Annotated in this window: 18 protein-coding genes; 1 reads left to right on the top strand and 17 read right to left on the bottom strand. The window is 72.4% G+C overall.

Features of this window, described 5'->3' with window-relative positions:
• Window positions 1-78: 78 nt before the first annotated feature.
• From Q7L65_RS17955 to Q7L65_RS17905, 11 genes are all read right to left on the bottom strand, one after another.
• On the bottom strand, window positions 79-2,223 hold the full coding sequence (locus Q7L65_RS17955; RefSeq protein WP_304723172.1) for an NEW3 domain-containing protein: 2,145 nt from the start codon (window positions 2,221-2,223) through the stop codon (window positions 79-81).
• Between the two features lie 153 nt (window positions 2,224-2,376).
• Window positions 2,377-3,036, bottom strand: coding sequence for a hypothetical protein (locus tag Q7L65_RS17950; protein WP_304723171.1), 660 nt, complete (start codon window positions 3,034-3,036; stop codon window positions 2,377-2,379).
• A gap of 154 nt (window positions 3,037-3,190) precedes the next feature.
• Window positions 3,191-4,357 carry a hypothetical protein gene (locus tag Q7L65_RS17945; protein ID WP_304723169.1) on the bottom strand — a complete coding sequence of 389 codons (1,167 nt, stop codon included), beginning with the start codon at window positions 4,355-4,357 and terminating at the stop codon, window positions 3,191-3,193.
• Window positions 4,358-4,775: 418 nt separating this feature from the next.
• A complete protein-coding gene (locus tag Q7L65_RS17940) occupies window positions 4,776-5,204 on the bottom strand; it encodes a hypothetical protein (RefSeq protein ID WP_304723167.1) in 429 nt (142 codons plus the stop codon).
• Window positions 5,205-5,891: a TetR/AcrR family transcriptional regulator gene (locus Q7L65_RS17935; RefSeq protein WP_304723166.1), complete on the bottom strand. Its 687-nt coding sequence runs from the start codon at window positions 5,889-5,891 to the stop codon at window positions 5,205-5,207.
• A 137-nt stretch (window positions 5,892-6,028) separates the two neighbouring features.
• The gene (locus Q7L65_RS17930) at window positions 6,029-8,101 is read right to left on the bottom strand and encodes an RCC1 domain-containing protein (protein ID WP_304723165.1); all 2,073 of its coding nucleotides are present in this window, start codon (window positions 8,099-8,101) and stop codon (window positions 6,029-6,031) included.
• 81 nt (window positions 8,102-8,182) lie between these two features.
• Window positions 8,183-8,890, bottom strand: coding sequence for a hypothetical protein (locus tag Q7L65_RS17925; RefSeq protein WP_304723164.1), 708 nt, complete (start codon window positions 8,888-8,890; stop codon window positions 8,183-8,185).
• Window positions 8,891-8,956: 66 nt separating this feature from the next.
• Window positions 8,957-10,078, bottom strand: coding sequence for a hypothetical protein (locus Q7L65_RS17920; protein ID WP_304723162.1), 1,122 nt, complete (start codon window positions 10,076-10,078; stop codon window positions 8,957-8,959).
• A gap of 215 nt (window positions 10,079-10,293) precedes the next feature.
• A complete protein-coding gene (locus Q7L65_RS17915) occupies window positions 10,294-11,739 on the bottom strand; it encodes an FAD/NAD(P)-binding protein (RefSeq protein WP_304723161.1) in 1,446 nt (481 codons plus the stop codon).
• A 177-nt stretch (window positions 11,740-11,916) separates the two neighbouring features.
• Window positions 11,917-12,861: a linear amide C-N hydrolase gene (locus Q7L65_RS17910; RefSeq protein ID WP_304723158.1), complete on the bottom strand. Its 945-nt coding sequence runs from the start codon at window positions 12,859-12,861 to the stop codon at window positions 11,917-11,919.
• A gap of 262 nt (window positions 12,862-13,123) precedes the next feature.
• Window positions 13,124-15,601: a protease pro-enzyme activation domain-containing protein gene (locus Q7L65_RS17905; protein ID WP_304723156.1), complete on the bottom strand. Its 2,478-nt coding sequence runs from the start codon at window positions 15,599-15,601 to the stop codon at window positions 13,124-13,126.
• Window positions 15,602-15,799: 198 nt separating this feature from the next.
• Between Q7L65_RS17905 and Q7L65_RS17900 the strand changes: the two genes are divergently transcribed.
• Complete coding sequence (locus tag Q7L65_RS17900; RefSeq protein ID WP_304723154.1) at window positions 15,800-16,849, top strand: LLM class flavin-dependent oxidoreductase; 1,050 nt, start codon at window positions 15,800-15,802, stop codon at window positions 16,847-16,849.
• Here Q7L65_RS17900 and Q7L65_RS17895 read toward each other — a convergent pair.
• The 6 genes from Q7L65_RS17895 to Q7L65_RS17870 form a co-directional block, all read right to left on the bottom strand.
• Window positions 16,819-17,400 (bottom strand): putative glycolipid-binding domain-containing protein, encoded by a 582-nt coding sequence (locus tag Q7L65_RS17895; RefSeq protein ID WP_304723152.1) that lies wholly within the window; start codon window positions 17,398-17,400, stop codon window positions 16,819-16,821. The two genes, Q7L65_RS17900 and Q7L65_RS17895, sit on opposite strands and share 31 nt — an antisense overlap.
• A gap of 101 nt (window positions 17,401-17,501) precedes the next feature.
• Window positions 17,502-17,897: a PIN domain-containing protein gene (locus Q7L65_RS17890; protein ID WP_304723150.1), complete on the bottom strand. Its 396-nt coding sequence runs from the start codon at window positions 17,895-17,897 to the stop codon at window positions 17,502-17,504.
• Window positions 17,885-18,145 carry a type II toxin-antitoxin system Phd/YefM family antitoxin gene (locus Q7L65_RS17885; RefSeq protein WP_304723149.1) on the bottom strand — a complete coding sequence of 87 codons (261 nt, stop codon included), beginning with the start codon at window positions 18,143-18,145 and terminating at the stop codon, window positions 17,885-17,887. The genes Q7L65_RS17890 and Q7L65_RS17885 overlap by 13 nt, the downstream gene beginning before the upstream one ends.
• 75 nt (window positions 18,146-18,220) lie before the next feature.
• Window positions 18,221-18,706 carry an SRPBCC domain-containing protein gene (locus tag Q7L65_RS17880; protein WP_304723147.1) on the bottom strand — a complete coding sequence of 162 codons (486 nt, stop codon included), beginning with the start codon at window positions 18,704-18,706 and terminating at the stop codon, window positions 18,221-18,223.
• Window positions 18,706-19,125, bottom strand: coding sequence for a helix-turn-helix transcriptional regulator (locus Q7L65_RS17875; protein ID WP_304723145.1), 420 nt, complete (start codon window positions 19,123-19,125; stop codon window positions 18,706-18,708). The genes Q7L65_RS17880 and Q7L65_RS17875 overlap by 1 nt, the downstream gene beginning before the upstream one ends.
• Before the next feature lie 91 nt (window positions 19,126-19,216).
• On the bottom strand, window positions 19,217-19,825 hold the full coding sequence (locus tag Q7L65_RS17870; protein ID WP_304723142.1) for a TetR/AcrR family transcriptional regulator: 609 nt from the start codon (window positions 19,823-19,825) through the stop codon (window positions 19,217-19,219).

Below are 19,825 nucleotides of genomic sequence, written 5' to 3'. Positions count from 1 at the left end.
CGGCGTCCATCCGCTGACGGACGCCGCCGCCCCGCCCACGGTCCTCCCCATCGGACCGCACCCCCTGAGCAGATCGATCTAGCGCACCACCCGCACCGTCACCGTGCGCTCGAGCGTCTTGGAGCCGAGCTTGAGCTTGACCGTGACGCGGTGGCGGCCGAACGTCGCGTTCGCACCGACCTTCACCGGTACCGTCACGGTTCGTGTCCTGCCAGCCGCCAGCGCCTTCACCGTGACAGCCTTGCCGTGCTTGGATCGCAGGCTCTTCGGCGCGCTGAACGTCGCAGACGACTTCGCGAGCCTTCCGCTCGTCGCGTTCTTCACGGTGAAGCGCAGCGAGGCCGTCTTGCCGCGTCTCGCCTTCACCGTCGTCACCTTCGCCGCAAACGTCACGACGCCGTTTCTGCCGGCGGTGCCTCTGGGGCCGGTCGCGCCTGCCGGGCCGGCGGGACCGGTCGGACCCGCGGGGCCGGCCGCACCGGGCGCTCCGCCCTCGCCCTTGTCCCCCTTCTCGCCGGGCGTGTTGCCGGGCAACTCGACGCCGAAGCCCGACAGCGGCAGCGTCGCCGTCTCGCCGTCGCCGCTCAGCACGAGCGTCGCGAACCGCTCGCCCGGCTCCGACGGGAAGAAGCGCACGAAGACGAACAGGTTGTCGGTCCCCGTCGGTCTCCCCGTCGCAGCGGTGACCGTGATCGGCAGTGCCTGGGCGTCGGAGAAGCTGCCGCTGTTGTTGAACCCGGCCAGCTCGAAGTCGCCGGCGTCGGGTCCCGTGATGCGGATCCGCGTGACGGTCGTCGAGTCCCCGATGCTGAGGAACTGCGCTCTTCCGAGCGGGCTGGCCGTCCCGACCGCGTGCGTGAAGAACGGCAGGCTGTCGTTCTGCGGGGAGCGCAGCGTCGTCTGCGTCGGAGCGATCTGGACGCTGCCGCTGGATCCGACACCGAGCCACGGCACGCCCTTCAGACGGCCGACGCGCTGCGGGATCTCCGTCCCGACCTGATCGGCGACGCCCGGGCTGCCGTCGTAGGGGAGCGCGAAGTCGTAGTCGGGCGCGGCGGTACCGGAGCCGAGCTGGCCGGTGCCTCCGTCGCCCCACGCGAGCACGCGGCCCGCGATCCCGCCGCCGCCGGCCGCGGCGATCGCGTACGTCGTGTTCTCCGCCGCGCTGATCTGCGTCAGTCTCGGGTAGCGGTCGGGGTGGGCGGCCGTCACCGCGGGCAGCGGCTCGGTCGGCACGAGGTCGTCGCCCGTGCCGTCGCCGAGGCCGAGCTGGCCGTAGCTGTCATAGCCCCACGCGGCGAACGTGCCGTCGTCGTAGAGCGCGTAGCTCGAGCGCGCCCCGGCACTGAGCGCCGTCACGCGCTTGGCGTTCCCGGCCGGCGGGGCGATCACCCGCAGCGGGTCGCCGACGGCGACTCTGGTCCCGTTGCCGACCTGCCCCCGCGCGTTGGCGCCCCATCCCCACACGCTGCCGTCGCTCAGCAGCGCCAGGCCGTGCTGTCGCCCGGCGGCGATCGCCGTCGCTCTCCCGCCGGCCGGCAGCGCGACCCGCTGCGGCGTGCCGGTGTCATCGCCCGCCACCGCCGCGGTGCTGCCGAGCGCGACGTTGTCGCCCCACGCCCAGACGCTGCCGTCGGCCTCGAGCGCGAGCGAGAAGTTGCCGCCGGCCGCGACGGCGGTCACGTCGGCGACGCCGGCGATCGGCGTCGGCGTCTCCGTCGAGCTGCCGACGGTGCCGCCGCTGGCGCCGAATGCGTTGAGTCCGAAGCCGAGCAGCGTGCGGTCGGCCCGCAGGATCAGCGTCGCGTCGGTGCCGGTCGAGACCGCGGTCGCGCCCGCCGTGCCGGGAAGCGACGTGAAGGGAAGGCCGGTCCCCGCGCCGGGAAGCCCCAGCCAGCCCCCGCCGGCAGCGAGCACGCCGCCCGGCGTCAGCACGAACGACGCGAGCGGCCCGATCGCGGCGGCGGTCGCCGCCGACGCCTCGGGGATCGGCGTCGGCGCGACCGGCGATGGCAATCCCGTGGTGCCGAGACCGACCGCCGCGGCGTCGCCCCAGCCGGTCACGGGCAGCGTCTCCGCCTGCGCGGCAGGGACCGCGAGCAGCGCGAGCGCACTGGCGAGGGCGACGGTGCCGCCCGCTCCGAGCAGTCGGCGACGGCGGTGCGCGCGGTGAGGCGAGCCGGGCGAGGAAGCGGATCCTGGGCGCGGGGAAGTCAGGGACATCTTGGGGGGAGTTCCTTGGTCGGTGGCGGAATACGGGAAGTCGGGAGGGGGCCCGGCCTGAGCGTGGGCCACGGGGGTTCCCGCGGCCCACGCCGGTGGTGGTGCGTGGTGCGTGCTGCCAGCGGCGAGCGCGGCGCGCTCACCGCGCCTGGGTCACGGCGTGTACGTGCCGACCCAGTGGAACTGCGCGCGGAAGCCGGAGAAGCCGGGCTCCGTCAGGTCGCTCGTCCAGTCGAGCGTGATCGTCGCTCTGTCGGTCGCGTCGCCGGTGATCGAGCCGGTCAGCGCCGCGGTGTGCTTCGGGAATCTGACGAGGTTGCCGTCCTCCGTCGTGCTGACGTCGTACGGGCCGCCCGGGTAGCTGATCCGCAGGCCGCTGAGGTCGCCGGCCGTCAGCGTCCGTCTGACGACGTCGTCCGCGTCACCGGTGAACGTGAATCTCGGCGTCGAGCCGGTGACCGTCAGGCCGTCGAAGTCGGCCGCCGTCAGTCTGGTGGCGCCGAACGCGGTCAGCGGCCCGAAGATCCCGCCCGCAGGCTGTGCTCTGCCGAGCTGCAGCCCCGTCGATCTGCTGCCGTTGATCGGCGTGTACTCGCCGCTCGCCCCGGTCGAGGCCGCGTTGTCGAAGTAGCTCGTCCCGTCGTCGGTCGGCAGCTTGACCCACGAGCCGCTGGACGGCGGCGTGCCGGTCGTGCTGCCGTCCTGCAGTCTCAGCGTGCCGCTGCTGAGCGTGAAGTCGGCGTTGGCGACGCCGGTGAAGGCCGTCAGGCCGAGGCCGGCGAGCCCCACTGCGAGCGCTGTCCGCAAGGACACGCGCCGATGTGATCTACTGCTCATGTTGATCCCCTAGTGCTGTGGATTGACGATTCGGATGCGCGCTGCAGTCGAGCATCCGGGTACTCCTCGCCCCGTGGCCTCCAACAGCCACGGGGCGAAGCTTTGTCTGGTGTCCGCGCACCGACGGGCGTCACGCCGCCGGCTCGAACGTCCCCTCGAGGTGCCATTCGCCGAGGAAGCCGCTGAACGGGCCGCCGACGATCAGGCTTCTCCACGTCAGCACGAAGTGCCGGCTGGCGGCGTCGTATCTGCCGCTCAGCGGCGTCGTACGACCGCCGGAGGGGCTGACGGGAAGGGTGCCGTCGGGCTTGGGCGTCCCCTGGTTGAAGGAGAGCCCGTTCCACTGCGCCGACCACGCGGTGATCTGACCGCCGAGCGTGCCGTTGTCGTTGACGATCCCCGGCAGCGGGTCGGGCAGGCTCAGCTGCGGGTCGGTCGGCGCCGTCACGATGCTGAAGGCGGTGCTGAAGAACGTCTGCGGCCGCACGATCCGATTGGCGAGCGCGTCTCCGCTGGGGCCGCCGCTGACCGGGTCGGTGCCGGCGAAGGCCGGTGTCGGCGGCACCTGGTAGACGTCGGTTCGCAGGCCTCCGTCGGTGCCCGGCCGCAGCAGCGTGTAGCTCTTGTCCAGCGCGGTCGAGTCCGCGTTCACGATCCCCATGCTGAACCAGGTGCCGGTGAGTCTTCCGCTGATCGCCTGTCTGCCCTCGTCGAGCCGGAACAGCCCCACGAGCGGCGTCCCCTGCGTCGGAGCCGGCGGCGTCGGCGTGCTCCCCCCGCCGTCGGGCGTGGGGGTGCCGCCGCCCGGCGTCGGGGTGCTTGCGCCCCCGCCGGGCCCCGGCGTCGTCGTTCTTCTCGTCACGACTCTCACCGTGAGCGCGCGGGTGGTCGCTCTGCCGGAGTTCTTGCCGCCGATCGTCGCGCGGACGGCGAGCGAGAGCCTGCCGGTGAGCTTTGTCGCACGCGTGAGCTTGAAGGCGCGCTTGGCGTCGATGCCGGCGGCGAACCGTTCCGTCTTGCCCTTCCCGTCCTTCAGCGTGAACGCGACCTTCGTGCGTCTGCGCTGTCTCGCGGTGTTGCTCGGCAGCGTGACGGCGCCGCGGATCGTCACCCTCTGCCCAGCGACCTTCAGCTGCGTCAGCGTGACCTTTGCGGCTACCGGCTTCGCGGCACGCTTGACGGCGGCGTGCGCCGACGGGGCCGCGAAGGCGGTCGCGACGAGGGCTACGAAGGCGAGGAAGAGCGCGGTGACCGCGCTCCGCCCCGCCGGCACGACGAGGGACAGACGTCTCGACACGGGTGATGCTCCTGACGAAAGTGGATGAACTGCGTGCCAGGCGCCCCGTCCGTCCGGCTCACGACCAGCCGTCGAGCAGCGCCTCGCAGGTTCGAAAAACAATACCACCTTGTCTACCGGATTTATCGGGTTTTCACCCGAGCGACCACGACCGACACTGCGACGACCCCTGCTGCTGCGCACGGCGAACGACCCCCTGTAGATGCGGCGGCAGAGCCGGGGCCGGCACTGCGTCGGCGTCGATGGGCGACTCGTCCCACCCCGCTGCGCGTGCCAGCCGCTCGGCTCGAAAAACAATCTCTCATTCTCGACCGGATTAGTCAAGATTAGAATTCGAGCATCCCCTGCGGCGCTCGAGAACGGCCGGGCACGGCGGCGCGGGGCCGCGCCGGCCGCCGGGCCTGCGGGGCCGCTCAGCTCAGCGGGTGATCGGCGCGGCGCGCCAGAGGATCGTCGCGAAGGTCTGCTCCGCGGCGTCGAGGTCCGGCGGCGTCGCGCCGGCCTTGATCTGCGCGCGCATCGACGCGTGGATCATGTTCAGCAGGAACTCGCCGTGGAGCGAGTCGGGCGCGTCGTCACGGGTGCGCGCCATCAGCGCGAGCAGGCGATCGCGATGGCGCACGCGCGTCTGCAGCACGCGCGAGTCGCGCATCGTCGCGACGAAGTGCAACTGCAGCGCGTTCGGGTTCGAGCGCATCTCCGTGTAGCACGCGAGCACCGAGCGGTACAGCCCGGCCTGCCACGTCGGAGCGTCCGCGATCAGCCCCCGGCTGCGCTCGTAGACGCGGTCGAGCACGCGCTGATAGTCGGCGAGCGCTGCGGGGTCCGGTGTCGGATCGCGGCGCATCTACTCGGGACGGGGATCGGACGCGTGGCGGAACAGCATCATGCAGAAGCCGTGCAGGTCGTCGAGCAGATCGGGCAGCTCGCTCGCCTGGCCCGCCGCGATCCGCTTGTAGACCACGTCGTAGACGGCGCCGACGATCCCCTCGGCCGTCAGCGGCGGCAGCGGCGCGCCGTCGTGCTCGCGCGCGATCTCGTCGAGCAGCCCCGCGAACGCGCGCATCTGCGTGTCGCGATGCTCGATCGCCTGCGGCCCCGCGGACAGCACCGCAACGACGCACAGGTGCGCCACGCGCGGCTCGGACGCGAGCCCGTCGAGCAGCGCCTCCAACCCCGCGTGCAGTTGCTCGGAGGCGCTCGTCCCGCTCGCGCGCCGCGCATCGACCTGCGCGAACAGCCTCGCCCCCGCCTCGTCGCAGGCGCGCAGGAAGACGTCCTCCCTGCCCTCGAACTGCTCGTAGAAGGTGCGGCGCGAGACGCCCGCGCGCGCCGAGACGCGCTCGACGGAGGCGGCCTGGTATCCGAGCGAGAAGACGACGTCGACGAGCGCGTCGACGATCCGATCGCGCTGGTTCGCGGTCACGAACCTGGGTGCAAGCCCGTGACGGCCGGACGGCAGCTGCTGCTCGTGCGGCGCCGTCGACCTGCGCTTGCGCCCCGGCATGCCGGCGTTGGGCACCTTCTCGGGCACGCGGCGGACCATACCTGACCCCATGTGCGAATCTTGACTCCCCCAGTCGTGAATGGCAAGGCATGGCACGTCGGCGCGATCGGCGGCCCCGACGATCGACCCGCGCGCCCGCTGGTGGAGCGGGCGCGCGGCCTCGCTCAGCGCACGACCCGCACGTCGACCACGCGCGTGAGCGTCCGCCCGGGCAGCTTCAGCCGCACGCCGACCCGGTGGACCCCCGGCTTCGCCTTCGCTCCGACCGCCACGCGCAGCGTGACCGTGCTGCTGCGACCAGCCGGCAACGCCCGCACGCGGACCGCGCGCGCCCGCTTGCCTCCCAGCGCCTTCGGCGCGGTCAGCGACGCCGTCGCCTGCGGCAGCCGGCCCGTCGTGCCGTTGCGCAGCGTGAGGCGCAGCAGCGCGACCTTCCCTCGTCTCACCGTCGTCGCGCGCTTCGCCGCGAACGTGACGACGCCGTTTCTGCCGTTCCTCCCGTTCCTGCCGTTCGCCCCGCTTCTGCCGTTGGTCCCGTCTCTGCCGTTGACGCCGTTGAGCGCGGGCGGGCCCGCGGGGCCGGCCGGCCCGGCCGGACCTGCCGGGCCGCCGGTCGGCTCGGTCCCGAAGCCGTCCAGCGGGATCTCGGCGACCTCGCCGTCAGCCTCTGCCACGAGCGTCGCGTTGCGCTCGCCCGCCTCGGAGGGGGCGAAGCGAATCTGGACCGAGAGCGAGTCGGTGACGGGCGCCAGCGTCAGCGGGAAGGTCGGGTCGCCGCCGATCCCGACGATCAGGAAGTCGCTCGCGTCGGGCCCGACGATCCGCACGCGGCTGACCGTCGCGGGATCGCCGACCGCAGCGAAGCTCGAGACGCGCGGTCTGCTGAGCGTCCCGACCTGCTGCTCGAAGAAGCTCGGCTCCGAATTCGACGGCTGCAGCGTCACCGCCGTGCGCACCACCTGATGGCTGCCGCTGCTGCCGACCGCCAGCCATGGCACCTGCTTGAGCTTGCCCGCGCGTTGGGGGATCTCGGTGCTCGTCTGCGGATCCTCGGTCGCGGCCGGATACGGGAAGCCGTACGCGAACGTCGTCGAGCCGAGCTGCCCGGACCCGTTGTAGCCCCACGCGAACACTCTGCCGTCCGCGGCGATCGCATACGTGGCGAGCGCCCCGGCGCTGACGTGCGTGAAGCTTGGGCGCTGCGGAAAGAACGGCAGCGCCCCGGGGTTGACCGCCGTCGGGACGCTCACGTCCTGTGCGCCGTTGCCGATGCCGAGCTGACCGACGTAGTTGCTTCCCCACGCCAGCAGCGTCCCGTCGCTCAGCAGCGCGAAGCTGTCGCTGTCGCCCGCCGAGATCGCGCTGACGGACGCCCCGCCCGGCAGCGGAAGTCCTGCGACACGTGCCGGGTCGTAGCGCGCGTCGGTGGAGCCGTCGCCGAGCGCGCCGCTGGGGTTCTCGCCCCAGGAGGCGATGCTGCCGTCGCTCAGGAGCGCGAGCGCGTGCCGGGAGCCCGACGCGATCGCCGTCGCTCTGAGGCCGTCCGGCAGCGGAACCTGGACCGGCACGGCCGTGTTGCCGGCGGCATACGCCGCCGTACTGCCGAGCGTCTCTCTGTTCCCCCACGCCCAGACGCTGCCGTCCTGCTTCAGCGCGAGGCTTCCGCGATCGCCGGCGCTGACCGCTCTGACACCGGAGAGGCCGGGAATCGTCGTCGCGGCGAGCACGTTCTGGCCGAACGTCTCGCCGTCGAGCCGGTTGTCGACGCCGGCCCCGAAGTAGAAGTTGCGCCCGAAGCTCGCGACCGTGCCGTCGTTCCTCAGCACCAGCGCGGCGTCACTGCCCGCTGCAACCGCCGTCGCGCCCTGCGTGCCCGGAATCGGCGCCAGTTCCGCGCGCGTGCCCGATCTGTCGTCTCCGAGGCCGCCCTCCGTCGCCTCGCCCGCGCCCAGCACACCCGTCGGCGTCACGACGAACGTCTGCCCTGGCGAGACGGCCGCCGCAGTCACCGTGACACCCTCGGAGCCGTGGACCGGAGCCGGCACGAACGACGAGTTGCCGTTCGCCAGCTTGCCGACCGTGTCCTCCCCCCATGACACGAGCTGCACGTCGGCCGCCAGCGCGGCTGACGGAGCGAGCGCTGCGACGGCGACGGCGAGCGCCGCCAGCGTGCCGGCGCGTGCGCCCCGGCGACGCGACTGCGCGTGTGGACGAGGACGGGGGGAAGCGAGATGCATGAGGTTCCTTTTGCGTGTGGACATGACGATCGGGAGGGGACGGCTCGTTGGAGCCGTCCCCTCCCTGCGAGACCGGTGGACCTATAGGTCGGTGATGGCGGCCTCGATGTGCCAGTAGCCGTTGTTGCCCGCGAACGGCCCGGCCGTTATCGGCGCGATCCAGTCGAGCACGATCGTGCCTCTTCTCGTCGTTAGGTTGTACGTGAACGACGTGGGCGTTATCGGCGCGGTCGTTCTATTGCCCTGCCAAAATATCTGGTTGTTCCAGTACGCCGTCCAGGCGCCCACTATCGCTCTTATCGTCGGTATCGGTCTCACTAGTAGGTTGATGACGATCGACACCGGGTCGTTTCTCAGTCCGGTGTTCGGGTCGAACTCCGGCGTGGCGACGCTGAAGTTCACGCCGTCGAAGCCGGTCGGCAATATGATCGAGTTGGCGAGCGCGTTGCCACCGCCGTCGAACGCTGGTCTGGGACCGTTTAGGAACGCTAGGAGCGGAAGCCCCGTTCTCCCTCTCGTCAGCAACGTGTACGTCTGGTCGACCGTGTTCGCGGAACTTCTGTTGCTGAAGTAGCCAGGGGCGACACCGAGGCGGAACCACGATCCTGTCGGCGGAACTCCTGCTCTTGCGGAGGGAGACCCCGACGTGATTAGGAGGGTGTCGACCAATAGGGTCTCGGTTGCACGTGCCGCCGATGCGGCGAACGCCGCCGCGAGTGCGACCAGCGCAGCCGCGAGCAGGACGACCCTGAGCGGCGCGCGCCAGAGCCCGTCGATGGACTTGCTCACTGCGATCACATCCTTTCGATGTGTGTGGATTGTTTGAACTGTCACCGCGGTGGTGACAGCTGACTGCTATGGGGACGTCTGAGCAGGTCTGAACGTTCCGGTCAAGTGCCAGAACCCTATGAACTTGTCGAACGGCCCGGTCACGATCAGGCTCTTCCACTCGAGCAGGAAGCGACCCGTCGCCGCGTCGTAGGTGCCGCTCACCGGCGTCGTCGCACCCGGCACCGTGCCGTCGGGCTTGGGCGTGCCTTGGTTGAACCAATTGCCGTTCCACTGCGCCGCCCACGCCGTCACCTGGCCGCTCAACCTGCCGCCGGAGTCGACGATCGCGGGCTGCGGGTCGGCGACGCCGAGTTGCGCGTCCAGCGGCGCGGTGACGATGCTGAAGTACTGACCGAAGAACTTCGTCGGCTGGACGATGCGGTCCGCCAGCGCGGCGCCGGTCGGATCGAAGGCGGGCGTCGGCGCGGGCTGGTAGGCGTCGGTGCGCAGGCCGCCGTCGGTGCCGGGGTCCAGCAGCGTGTACTCCTTGTTGCGCGATCTCGAATCGGCGTTGACGAAGTTGGTGCCGGCCGGTGTGATCATCTGAAACCACGAGCCGGTGTGGGACCCGTTGACGTAGGAGACGCCGGGCTCGAGCGCGAACGTGCCGACGAGCGGCGTGCTCTGCGCAGCGGCGGGCCCCGGGCCGCTCGGCGTGCCGCCGCCGGGAGCAGGAGCCGTTCCCCCGCCCGCCGGCGGCGCCGAGCCCCCGCCCCCGCCGCCCGCGCCCGTTCTTCTCGTCGTCGTCCGTCTGGTCGCCGCTCTGACGGTGAGCCTGCGGCTGACCGATCTGCCCGACGCCTTCCCCGCAATCGTCACCCGCGCGGTCAATGACAGCCGCCCTCTGAGCCGGGTCACACGCGTCAGCCCGAAGGCCCGTCTCGCATCGATCGACGCGCCGAACCGCTCCACCCCGCGCCCGGCGTCCTTCAGCGTGAAGGCGATCCGCGTGCGTCTGCGCTGCCTGACGCTGTCGCCCGGCAGCGTCGTGCGGCCCTGGATCGCCACCCGCTGGCCGGTCGCGCTGACCTGCGTCAGCGTCAGACGCGCCGCCGCCGGTCTCGCCACACGCGAGGCACCCGCCGCCGTCGGCGAGAGCGCGCCGAGGATCGCGAGCGCAAGCAGGACTGTGGAGCGACTCGGCACGTGCATGACTCCTGACGGAAACGGTCGGAATGTGCGGATCGCCGATCTCGGCATCAGCCCGGGGACAGCAGGCGCTCCGCTTGTTCGAAAAACAATACTACATTCTCTACCGGTTTAGTCAAGAATAGATTTCGGCCTATCGATCTGTGCCTCAACCGAGTGATCCGCCAGCCCGGCCGCCACGCCGCGCGAGGCGGCGATCGCGAAGGTGGCGACTACCCCGCGATCGCGTGCGCGACCGTCTGCGCCTGGTTGCGGATCTCGCGCATCGCGGTCGTCTCCCACAGCTCGCCGCGCCGCAGCGGACCGAGCAGGTGCAGATGCGGCTGGACCGTGCCGTCGGCGGCGAGCAGCGCGCCGTCGGGCGTGGCGCGCAGGCCGAGCGAGAGCGGGTCGGCGCTGGCGACACCGCTCGCGAGCATGCCCTGCAGCAGCGGCGACGACGCGCGGCGCACGTCCGTCCCGGCGCCCGCGCAGAGCACGACACGGTCGGCGCGCAGCGTCCGCAGGTCGTCCCCGTCGCCAGCGACGAGCACCTCGACGTTGCGCTCCAGCGCGCGCACCGCGACGACTCTGCCGGCGCGCACCAGCAGCTGCCCGGCGTCGAGCAGGCGACGGACGCGGCGGGCGCTCTCGGGCGCCATGCGGTGGCGGCGCAGCTCCCACGCGCGCCCGTGCTCGCGCACGAAGCGGCGCTGCTCCTCCGGCGGCAGCGACTGCCACAGCCGCGGCACGTGCGGGCGCACGCCGTCGACGACCTCGCGCCAGTCGTGCCCGGCGCCGCGCATCGAGCGCACGTGACGCTCGAGCCAGTTGCGCACGCCGTCGGCGCTCGCGGGCGCCGCCGGCAGCTCCGGCGCCGGCACCGCCGCGCGCACGCCGGGAAGGTGCTCGTATGGCAGGCAGCCGCCGCGCGATATCGCGATCGCGCGACTGCGATCGCTCCTGCCGCACAGCGACAGCGCGACGTCGACGCCGGTCAGCCCCGAGCCGATCAGCAGCGACGTCTCGTCGCCTCCGATCTCGTCGAGCGCTCCCGGCGCCCACGGGGCGGCGATCACGCGCGGATCGTCGGGCAGCGCCGACGGCCGCGCGGCCGGCAGCGATCCGAGCGCCAGCACGATGTCGTCGGCGGCGATCCGCCGGCCGTCGGCGAAGACGACCGTCGCCCCCGTCGCGTCCGCTGATGCCGCTTCCCCCCACGCACCGGTCGTCGCGTCACCGGCGCCGAACGCGGCCGCCGCCGTGACGGCCTCGGCGGCGGTCGCGCCACGGGACCCCGGCTCGACCGCGACGACCTCCCCCACGACGCGCTCCAGGCGACATCGGCCGCGCGCGCCGCGCTCGGCCGCGTCGAGCAGGTCGCGCAGGTAGGCGCCGAAGTGCGCGCGCGGGAGATACGCGCCGGGCGCGGTCGGGCCGACCGTGCGCTGCGCCCAGTCGGCGAAGTGGCCCGGCTCGTCCTCGAACGCGCTCATCCGCTCCGCGACGACGTTGAGCCGGTGGCGCTCGTCGGTCGTCGAGTACGCGACGCCGGGCCCGAACGTGCCGCTGCGCTCGATCAGCACGACGCGCGAAGGGCCGTCGCCGCGGCGCAGCAGGTTGACCGCCGTGAGCGTGCCCGCCGCCCCCGCGCCGACGATCGCGACAGTTCGCGTCACGCCAGATCCCATATGACTTCGAACGACTTCTCCTGCACGCGCGCCGGCACTCCTTGTCTCCCATGCAGAGCGAGGTGGTCAACTTATCGTCCCACGCAACCCAGATGGCGCACGATCGATGCGGTGGTGCGTGCGCGTTCGACCTCGTGGTCCGCGACCTGCGCGTCCCGGCGCGCGTCAAGCGACCGCCCAGTCCAGCTCCGCCGGCTCCAGCGCACCCGCGATCGAGCCGCTCAGCGTGACGTCACGCGGGTCGAGCGCACGCACGCCGCTGCCCGGCGAGAGGTCGAGCGCGTCGAGCTCCAGCCAGACGACGTTGGGGGCGCGGGTCGACTGGAAGTAGTAGGTGCGGTTGGTCAGATCGGTCGCCGACGCCCACCAGGTCGGGTAGGTGTCGAAGCGGCTGTCGGGCGCGCCGTAGGGGACCTGGCAGTTGCGCACGACGCCGAAGACGCCCGCGATCGCCTCGGCGGCGTCGGCCGGCGCGGGCAGGTGTGAGCGGTAGTAGGTCGCGCGCACGAAGCGCTCCTCGGAGACGATGTCGCCGGGGATCCCGAGCGCTCCTCCCCATGGTCTGTACAGCTTCAGGTTCGCGACCTGCTCGTCGTACGGCGGGTCGTTGGCGACGACGTCGTACCGGCGTCCGTGGTGGACGGTCGCCTTCCCGTTCAGCAGCTCGATCAGCGCGCTGTCGCCGCTGGAGTCCTCCAGCAGCAGATGCGCGCCGAGGTGCTGTCCGCGCATCGGCAGCGACGCGACGCGGACCTCGGCAAGGCCGGCGACCGCGTCGGACACGGTCGCGAAGTTGTCGGCGGCGTACTGCGCCCAGACCAGGTTCGCGACGACCGGCCGGTCGTCCGCCGGCTCGTAGTCGGTCGAGCCGAGGTAGAGCACGCGCGCGGAGAGGCCGGCGTCGTTGACGGCCTCCGTCGTCGTGCAGGCCCAGCCCTGCATCGCGACCGTGCCGTACTCGGCGGTCCACTCGATCGCGTGCGGACCGGCCTCGGGGCCGGAGTCGCGCCGCGTCCCACGCGGGATCGCCCACAGCCGCGGCTCGTCGCTCGTCTCCCAGTCGAGCGTGCGCCCGCAGACCATCGCGACCCCGTTGTCGTTCCAGAACACCCGTGTGCACATGCTCCGGCTATCGGCCGCCCTCCGACCCTGCTTGAGCAGGCGGTGTCGCTGCGCGGCGGCTCATGCAGCCGTCGAGATTCGCGCGGGTGTGGCGAGGCGGCGGGCAGCAGGGTCATTGCGGTGGCTCCTGAACAGAGGATCGATGGGCTCCCGCGGTGCGAGCCGGTCGCTCGCACCGCGTCATGACCGCAGTCTTCTGCGCAGGCGCCGCCGCGACATCAGTAGCGCGACTGCATCTGTCTCCCCACCGCTACCTAACGGCCCCCATCCGCAGCACGACGCTCGTCGTGGTGGTCGTCGTCGTGCCGTTCGCAAAGCGCGCGCTGAGCGTCAGCGTCGTGCGCAGGCGACGTGCTCTCGCGGCGAGGATCGCGCGGCGACCCGCTCTGCTCACGTTCACGACCACGGTGCGCGTGCGGCCGGCGGACAGCGGCTGCGGGCGGGTCTTCGCGAGCACGAGCGTGCGCGATCTCTTCCCGCCTCTGCGGCCGACTCTGGCGCTGAGCGTCACGCCGGCAGTGCAGCCGCCGGCGACCTTCGGGCAGCTCAGCAGCAGTCTCGTGCGCCCGCTGGACGCAACCGTGAAGACGCGCTGCGGCAGCGTCCCGAGCCGCACGCGCGTGCTCGCGGTCGCCTGCGGCAGGCCCGCGCGCGCGGGCGGCGCCGGCGGCGGGAGGATCGCCTGCGGCGCGGGCGCGACTGTCAGTGTGAAGCTCTGCGTCCCGGCGGGCGCGATCCCGTTGGCGGCGCCGACCGTCAACGCGTACGTGCCGGCGGAGCCCGCGGCGGGCGTGCCGGCGATCGTCGCGCTGCCGTTGCCGGCGTCGGTGAAGGTGACGCCCGCCGGCAGCGTGCCGGCGACGGTGAGTCTCGGCGCGGGCGCGCCGGTCGTCGTCACGGTGAAGCTTCCCGCCTGGCCGACGGTGAACGCGGCGGTCGCGGCGCTGGTGACCGACGGCGCTGCGATCCCGCCGCACAGCCCGCTCTGCACGAGCCGGCCGATCGGCGTGCCGAGGCCGCTCGCCATGTCGTAGCCGGGCGCGGCCGGGAACAGGCCGTTGTTGGTCCCGAGGTAGTCGTTGTCGCCGACCGTGACGTCGTTGAACGGCGAGGCCGTGCTGCCGGCGAGCTGGTACAGCGCCGGGTTCAGCAGCCCGACGCGGCCGCCGCGCGCCTGGCACTGCGGCGACTGCGTCGTGAGCGCCGTCATCGAGGCCCACAGCGGGGTCGCGGCGGAGGTCCCGCCGACCGTCATGACGCCGCCGTTGTAGGCGATCACGTAGCCGGTGTCGGGATCGCCCAGCGCGGAGAGGTCAGGCACCTGGCGGCAGTTGACGTAGACGAAGTCGCAGGCGGTGCCGTTCGTGAACGGTCCGATCACGCCGGGCCCGGACTGATAGGCCGGCATCGGCCAGTTCTCCGACTGGCCGCCGCCGCCCGCGCCGTTGAGGCTGGCGACGCCGTCGTTCCAGACGTGCTCCACCGGCGGGTCGGTCGGCTGCACGAGCGTCGTGCCGCCGACGCTCGTGACGTTCGGCTGGCTGCCCGGATCGTCGACGTTGAGCTCCGTCAGCGTCGGGGTGTCTCTCGACCAGCAGTCGGTCGAGCCGTCGTCGCCGGCGGCCGCGAGGACCGTCTGCCCCTGCGAGGCCATCTGCTGGAAGATCGCGGCCTCCGCGAGCACGTCCGACTGGTCCAGCTCGTCCTCGCAGTTGCCCCAGCTGGTGCTGACGACCTGCGCGACGTTGGCGTCGGCGATCGTCGAGTACATGTCGGCGTTGGAGGTGCCGTTGTCGGCCGAGTAGACGACGATGTCAGCCTCCGGCGCGAGCCCGATCAGCACCTGGATGTCGAGCGCCGCCTCGCCCTCGCCGGGCCCGGTCCCCGGGCCTCTGCCGATCGTCACGTTCGTGATGCTCGTGTCGGTTCTGTAGCACTCCTGGAAGTTCGCGATGTCGCCCGGCAGATACGGCTCGAACTCGACCAGCGCCACGGTCGCGCCCGCGCCGGCGTTGCCGGCGCCGTAGAAGCTGCCGAAGTCGTACGCGTCGGCGATCTGCCCGAAGGTGTAGACGCCCTCTCTCTGCGCGAAGTCGGCGATCCCGCTGCACGCCTCGGGCCCCGACCAGCCGGACGGGAGAGCGGCTGCGGAGCTGCCGGAGGTCTCGATGGCACCACTGCGGACCCCGGCCTTCACGACCTGCGGCCGCGGCCGCGTGCGCGTGTCGAGCCCGACGATCGCCTGCACGTCTGGCGCGATCGCTCTCGCGAGGCGCGGCGCGCTCGTGGCGGCGAGCCCGGTCTCCCCCGACGGCAGCCGGTAGCTGGCGATCTGCGTGTGCAGCGCGGCCTCGGCCTCCGCGACGGTCGTCGTGACCGGGATGAAGAGCCCGCTGCGCGACGGCGTGCCCGGCGTCAGCCCGGCGCTGCGCAGCGCCGCGCGGACCGCGTCGATCGTCGCCTGCGTCGGCCCGAAGCGCCCGCGGAACTCGCCCGTGGCGAGGTAGTCGCCGTAGAACGGCGACCCGGGCGTCGAGACGGCCGTGACGAACGCGTCGAGCGCCTGCGGATCGCGCGGCACCAGCAGCACGTCCGGCTCGATCGTCTCCCCACCCGGCGCGTCGCCGACGTTGCGCGCGTCAGGCAGCCGCGGCGGCGCCGAACCGACCGCGGCGGTCTGCGAAAGCGGCGGGGGGCGTCGCAGCCCCCGCGGCGGCGGGCGCCGCAAGCGCGACGAGCGCGAGGGCGGCGGTGACGACGGATGACGGACGCATCGAACGGGACTCCTTGGCGCAAGAGACAGACACTCAGATCTGATCGGCACGCGCGCGACGGACCTGAACGACCTGCGTCAGCGCGGCCGACTGGCGTGGAACTGGCGCTTGCGGCAGGCGACGCGGCGCGGGCAGGGTGATTGGGTGCGGGAATGGACCGTGCACCGCTGGGCATCTCCGTCTTCGCCCCCGAGCTGCGGCAGACGGTCGCGCTCGCCGCGGCGGCCGACCAGGCGGGGATCGACGTCTGGACGAGCGAGCTGTTCAACCGCACCGCGACGGTGCCGCTGGCGGTCGCGGCGCATGTCACCTCGCGGGTGCGGATCGGCTCATCGGTGATGTACGGCGTCGGGCGCTCGCCGCTGATGCTGGCGGCGGAGGCGCGCGACCTCGACCAGCTTTCCGGCGGGCGCTTCGTGCTCGGACTCGGCAACGGGACGCGGCGGATGATCTCCGACTGGCACGGGCTCGACCCGGCGGCGCCGGCACTGCGGATGGAGGAGCTGATCCCGCTGCTGCGGCGGCTGTTCCGGCTGCACCTGGAGCCGGTGATCCACTCCGGCCGCTTCTACTCGGTGAAGGTGCACCCGATCGCCGACGGCGCGCCGCCGCTGCGCGAGCAGGTCCCGATCGTCACCGGCGGCGTCAGCCCGCGCATGATCGAGTCGGCCGGCCGCGTCGCCGACGGCTTCATCGGCCACCCGATCATGTCGGCCGACTACCTCGACGCGGTCGTGCGACCGGCGCTGCAGCGCGGCGCCGCGGCGACCGGGCGCGCGCTCGCCGAGGAGCGTTTCGAGCTTGCCGCGATGGTGCTCTGCTCGGCCAACGACGACGAGCGCACCGCGCGCCTCGACGCCGCCAGCCAGCTCGCCTTCTACGGCACCGTCAAGTCGTACGACAGCGCCTTCGACCACCACGGCTTCGGAGCGGAGACGACCGCGATCCGCACCGCGTTTCGCGCGGGCGACCTCGACGCGATGCGCGCCGCGGTGTCAGACCGGATGATCGACACGCTCGCGATCGCCGGCACGCCGGAGGACGTCGCCGCGCGCCTCTGGGCCCGCAGCGCCGCACTCGACCACCTGATCGTCTCGGGCCCGACGAACGGGGTGCCGGCGGAGCGGGTGGAGGCGAACCTGCGGGGGTTGATCGCGGTGTTGGGCGAAGATCAGTACGCCCGTACCGCGATTCCCGGGTAGTCGAGGATCAACCCCGCCGCGTCGTACGCGAGCAGGCCCCGGAAGTCGAACCGGGGCGACGTGTAGTCGTAGCGCTCACCCGCGCCGTCGTGAGGGAGACGCACGTAGCCCTGCTCCAGCCGCTCGACCGCGCCGTCGAGACGCACGTACGCGGCCGGCGCCGGCGCGTCCTCGCCGACGGAGAGCGCGAGCCGCCGCACCGGCAGCGCGTTGGTGCAGGCCGACGCTTCCAGGTCGACGTCGAGCACGCCGTCGAGGTGTGGCGCGGCGACCCCGTCGACCGTCCACGTGCCCTCTCCGTCGCCCTCGACCGACAGCTCGTACGTACGCTCCGGCAGGCGGCCCCATATCCGCGCGTTGCGCGTCCGCACCCGCGCGTCGGTCGCGATCACGTAGCGGACCGCGTGCGGGAGTCCCTCCTCGACGGCGCTGACATGCCCTTCCAACCGCAGCCCCGTCGCGTCCGCGCGCATGAAGACGACCTCGAAACCGTCGCGCGCGTCCCGCTGCGTCCAGGCCGCGACGGCGGGCAGTTCGGCGTGTCGATCCATACGTTCAGGCTCCTTCCGGACGGACGGACGGGCGGACGGGCGGTCGGTCGTTCGGCGCAGCGTCGCATTCGATGCGGTCGGCGCAGACGTCGCGATGCCGCTCAGCCGACCGCCGCGAGTTCGAGCCCGGGAACGCGGGCGAAGTCGCGGGTGTTCGTGGTCGCGACGGTGTAGCCGTGGGCCAGCGCCGTGGCGGCGATCCAGAGGTCGTGCGCGCCGATCGGCGTGCCCGCGGCGTCGAGCTGCGCCCATGCCGCGGCGTGCGCGCGAGCAACGCGGGTCGTGATCGGGATTGGGTCGAGCGCGGCGAGAATGTGCTCGACGAACGCCTGGCGGCGCGCGCGGGCGCGATCGTTGACGGCGCGGTGGACGCCGTGCAGCAACTCGCTCGCAGTGATCACGCTGACGGCGCGCTCCTCCTCGCCGATGGCGGCGTCGAGCGCGGTGCGTCCACGCTCGACGTCGATCAGCACCGAGGTGTCGATCAGGACGGCCATGCGGCGTCCGGCGGGCCGACAGCCTCACGGGCGCGCGCGACGTCGCCGGCGAAGTCGTCGTCGACCGCCGGCGCGCTCGCCATCAGCTCGCGCCAGCGCTCGGCCGACAGCGTCTGACGACGCGGCGCGGGACGCAGCTCCGCGACGGGAACGCCGTTGCGGACGATCTCGATCTCCTCACCGGCATCGACGCGGTTCATCACCGCCGAGAAGCTGCGTGAGACGTCTGTGGCGGTCAATCGCACCATCGGACCGAACATATCAGACAAATCAGATTCGGTCCGCACACGCGGTGCGCCCGCCATCATCCGCCACCATGACCATCACCCCGCCAGCAACGCCTCCATCTGGCCGATCGACTGGCGCATGCCCTCGTCCATGCCCATGTTCACGAGCTGCTCCATCTGCTCGCGGGAGGCGAAGGTCGAGCGCAGCTCCATGCGGGTGCCGCCGTCGTGGTCGATCAGCTGCATCCGCATGGCGGTGACCGGCATCTCGGTGTTGGGGGTTCCTTCGGCGTCTGCGAAGCCGTCGGTGAACTCCAGCGAGCGCGGCGGGTCGACGGCGGTGATCCGCCACCAGCCGTGGAATCTCTCGCCGTCGGGACCGGTCATGAAGTAGGCGACGCCGCCGCCGGGGGTCAGGTCATGCTCACCGACGGTCGCCGGGTGGGTCGGCGGACCCCACCAGCGCTCCAGCTTGCGCGGGTCGGCCCACAGCTGCCAGACGCGCTCGGCCGGAGCGTCGAAGTCGGCGACCAGGGTGAGGGTCAGGTTGTCGAGGTCCTTGTCGACGCTGGTGACACTCATCAGTCATGTCCTCTCGTCCGGCGGCCCGCGTGGGGGCGATCGCCATGGTCACGGTCATGGTCGTCGCCGTCGCCGTCGCCGTCGCCGTCGCCGAGCAGGTCAGCCATCCGCTCCACCCGCCCGCGCCAGGCCAGCTCGAGCTGGTCGAGCGCCTGGCGCGCCCGGCGCACCGCGTCGGGCTCGGTGCGCACGAGCTGCTCGCGCCCGCGTCGCACCTTCGTGACGAGGCCCGCCCGCTCCAGCACCGCGACGTGCTTCTGCACCGCGGCGAAGCTCATCGGGTACGCCTCGGCCAGCCGCGACACCGACGCCTCGCCCTGGACGGAGCGGCGCAGGATGTCGCGGCGAGTGGCGTCGGAGAGCGCGTGGAACAGCTCGTCCACGGCCTGCTCGGGCAACGGCGGCTCAGCTACAACCATTCGGTTGTACGTTACCCGATCACGTGCCGCTCCATGCCGCTCCACGCACGCACGCTTGCGCGGGCGGCGTATCCGCGCGTCCGCTGGCCGCTCAGGTTGGCGGCGCGCTCGCCGTGGCCGGCGCGGCGGCCACGCCCGTCGCGCCGTGGCGCAGGCCGTCCATCACCAGCGCGAGGACGCGGCGCCCCTGGCCGGGCTGGTCGGGCATGTAGAAGATCGAGGCGGTCGCTCCGATCACGTCGTCGGCGGTGACGTCGGGGCGGATCGTGCCGGCGGCGGCGCCGGCCTCCAGCAGCGTCGTGAGCGTGCCGACGATCTGGCGGCGCGCCTCGGCGAAGATCTCCGAGCCGGATGCGACGAACGATCTGAGCGCGTCGGCCATGCCGCGCTTGGTCGCCGCGTAGTCGACGAAGCCGCCGAGCCATTGCTCCAGCGCGACGTCGGCCGGCTGCGTGCGCAGCAGCTCCTCCCCGCGCGCGCAGAGCTGCTCGGCCTCGTTGCGGTAGACCGCCTCGACGAGCGCGTCGTGGGTCGGGAAGTGCCGGTAGACGGTCCCGATCCCGACCCCCGCGGCCTTCGCGACCGCGGCCAGCGAGACGTCCGTGCCCGCGTCGGCGAACAGGCGCGACGCGGTCGCCAGCAGCCGCTCGCGGTTGCGGCGCGCGTCGGCGCGGATCGGTCTGTCAGCTCGCTTCGTCAT

Origin of the sequence: Conexibacter sp. CPCC 206217 (genome assembly GCF_030646165.1) — a bacterium.
Lineage (GTDB): Bacteria > Actinomycetota > Thermoleophilia > Solirubrobacterales > Solirubrobacteraceae > Conexibacter.
This window is presented reverse-complemented; position numbering and strand designations above follow the sequence as displayed.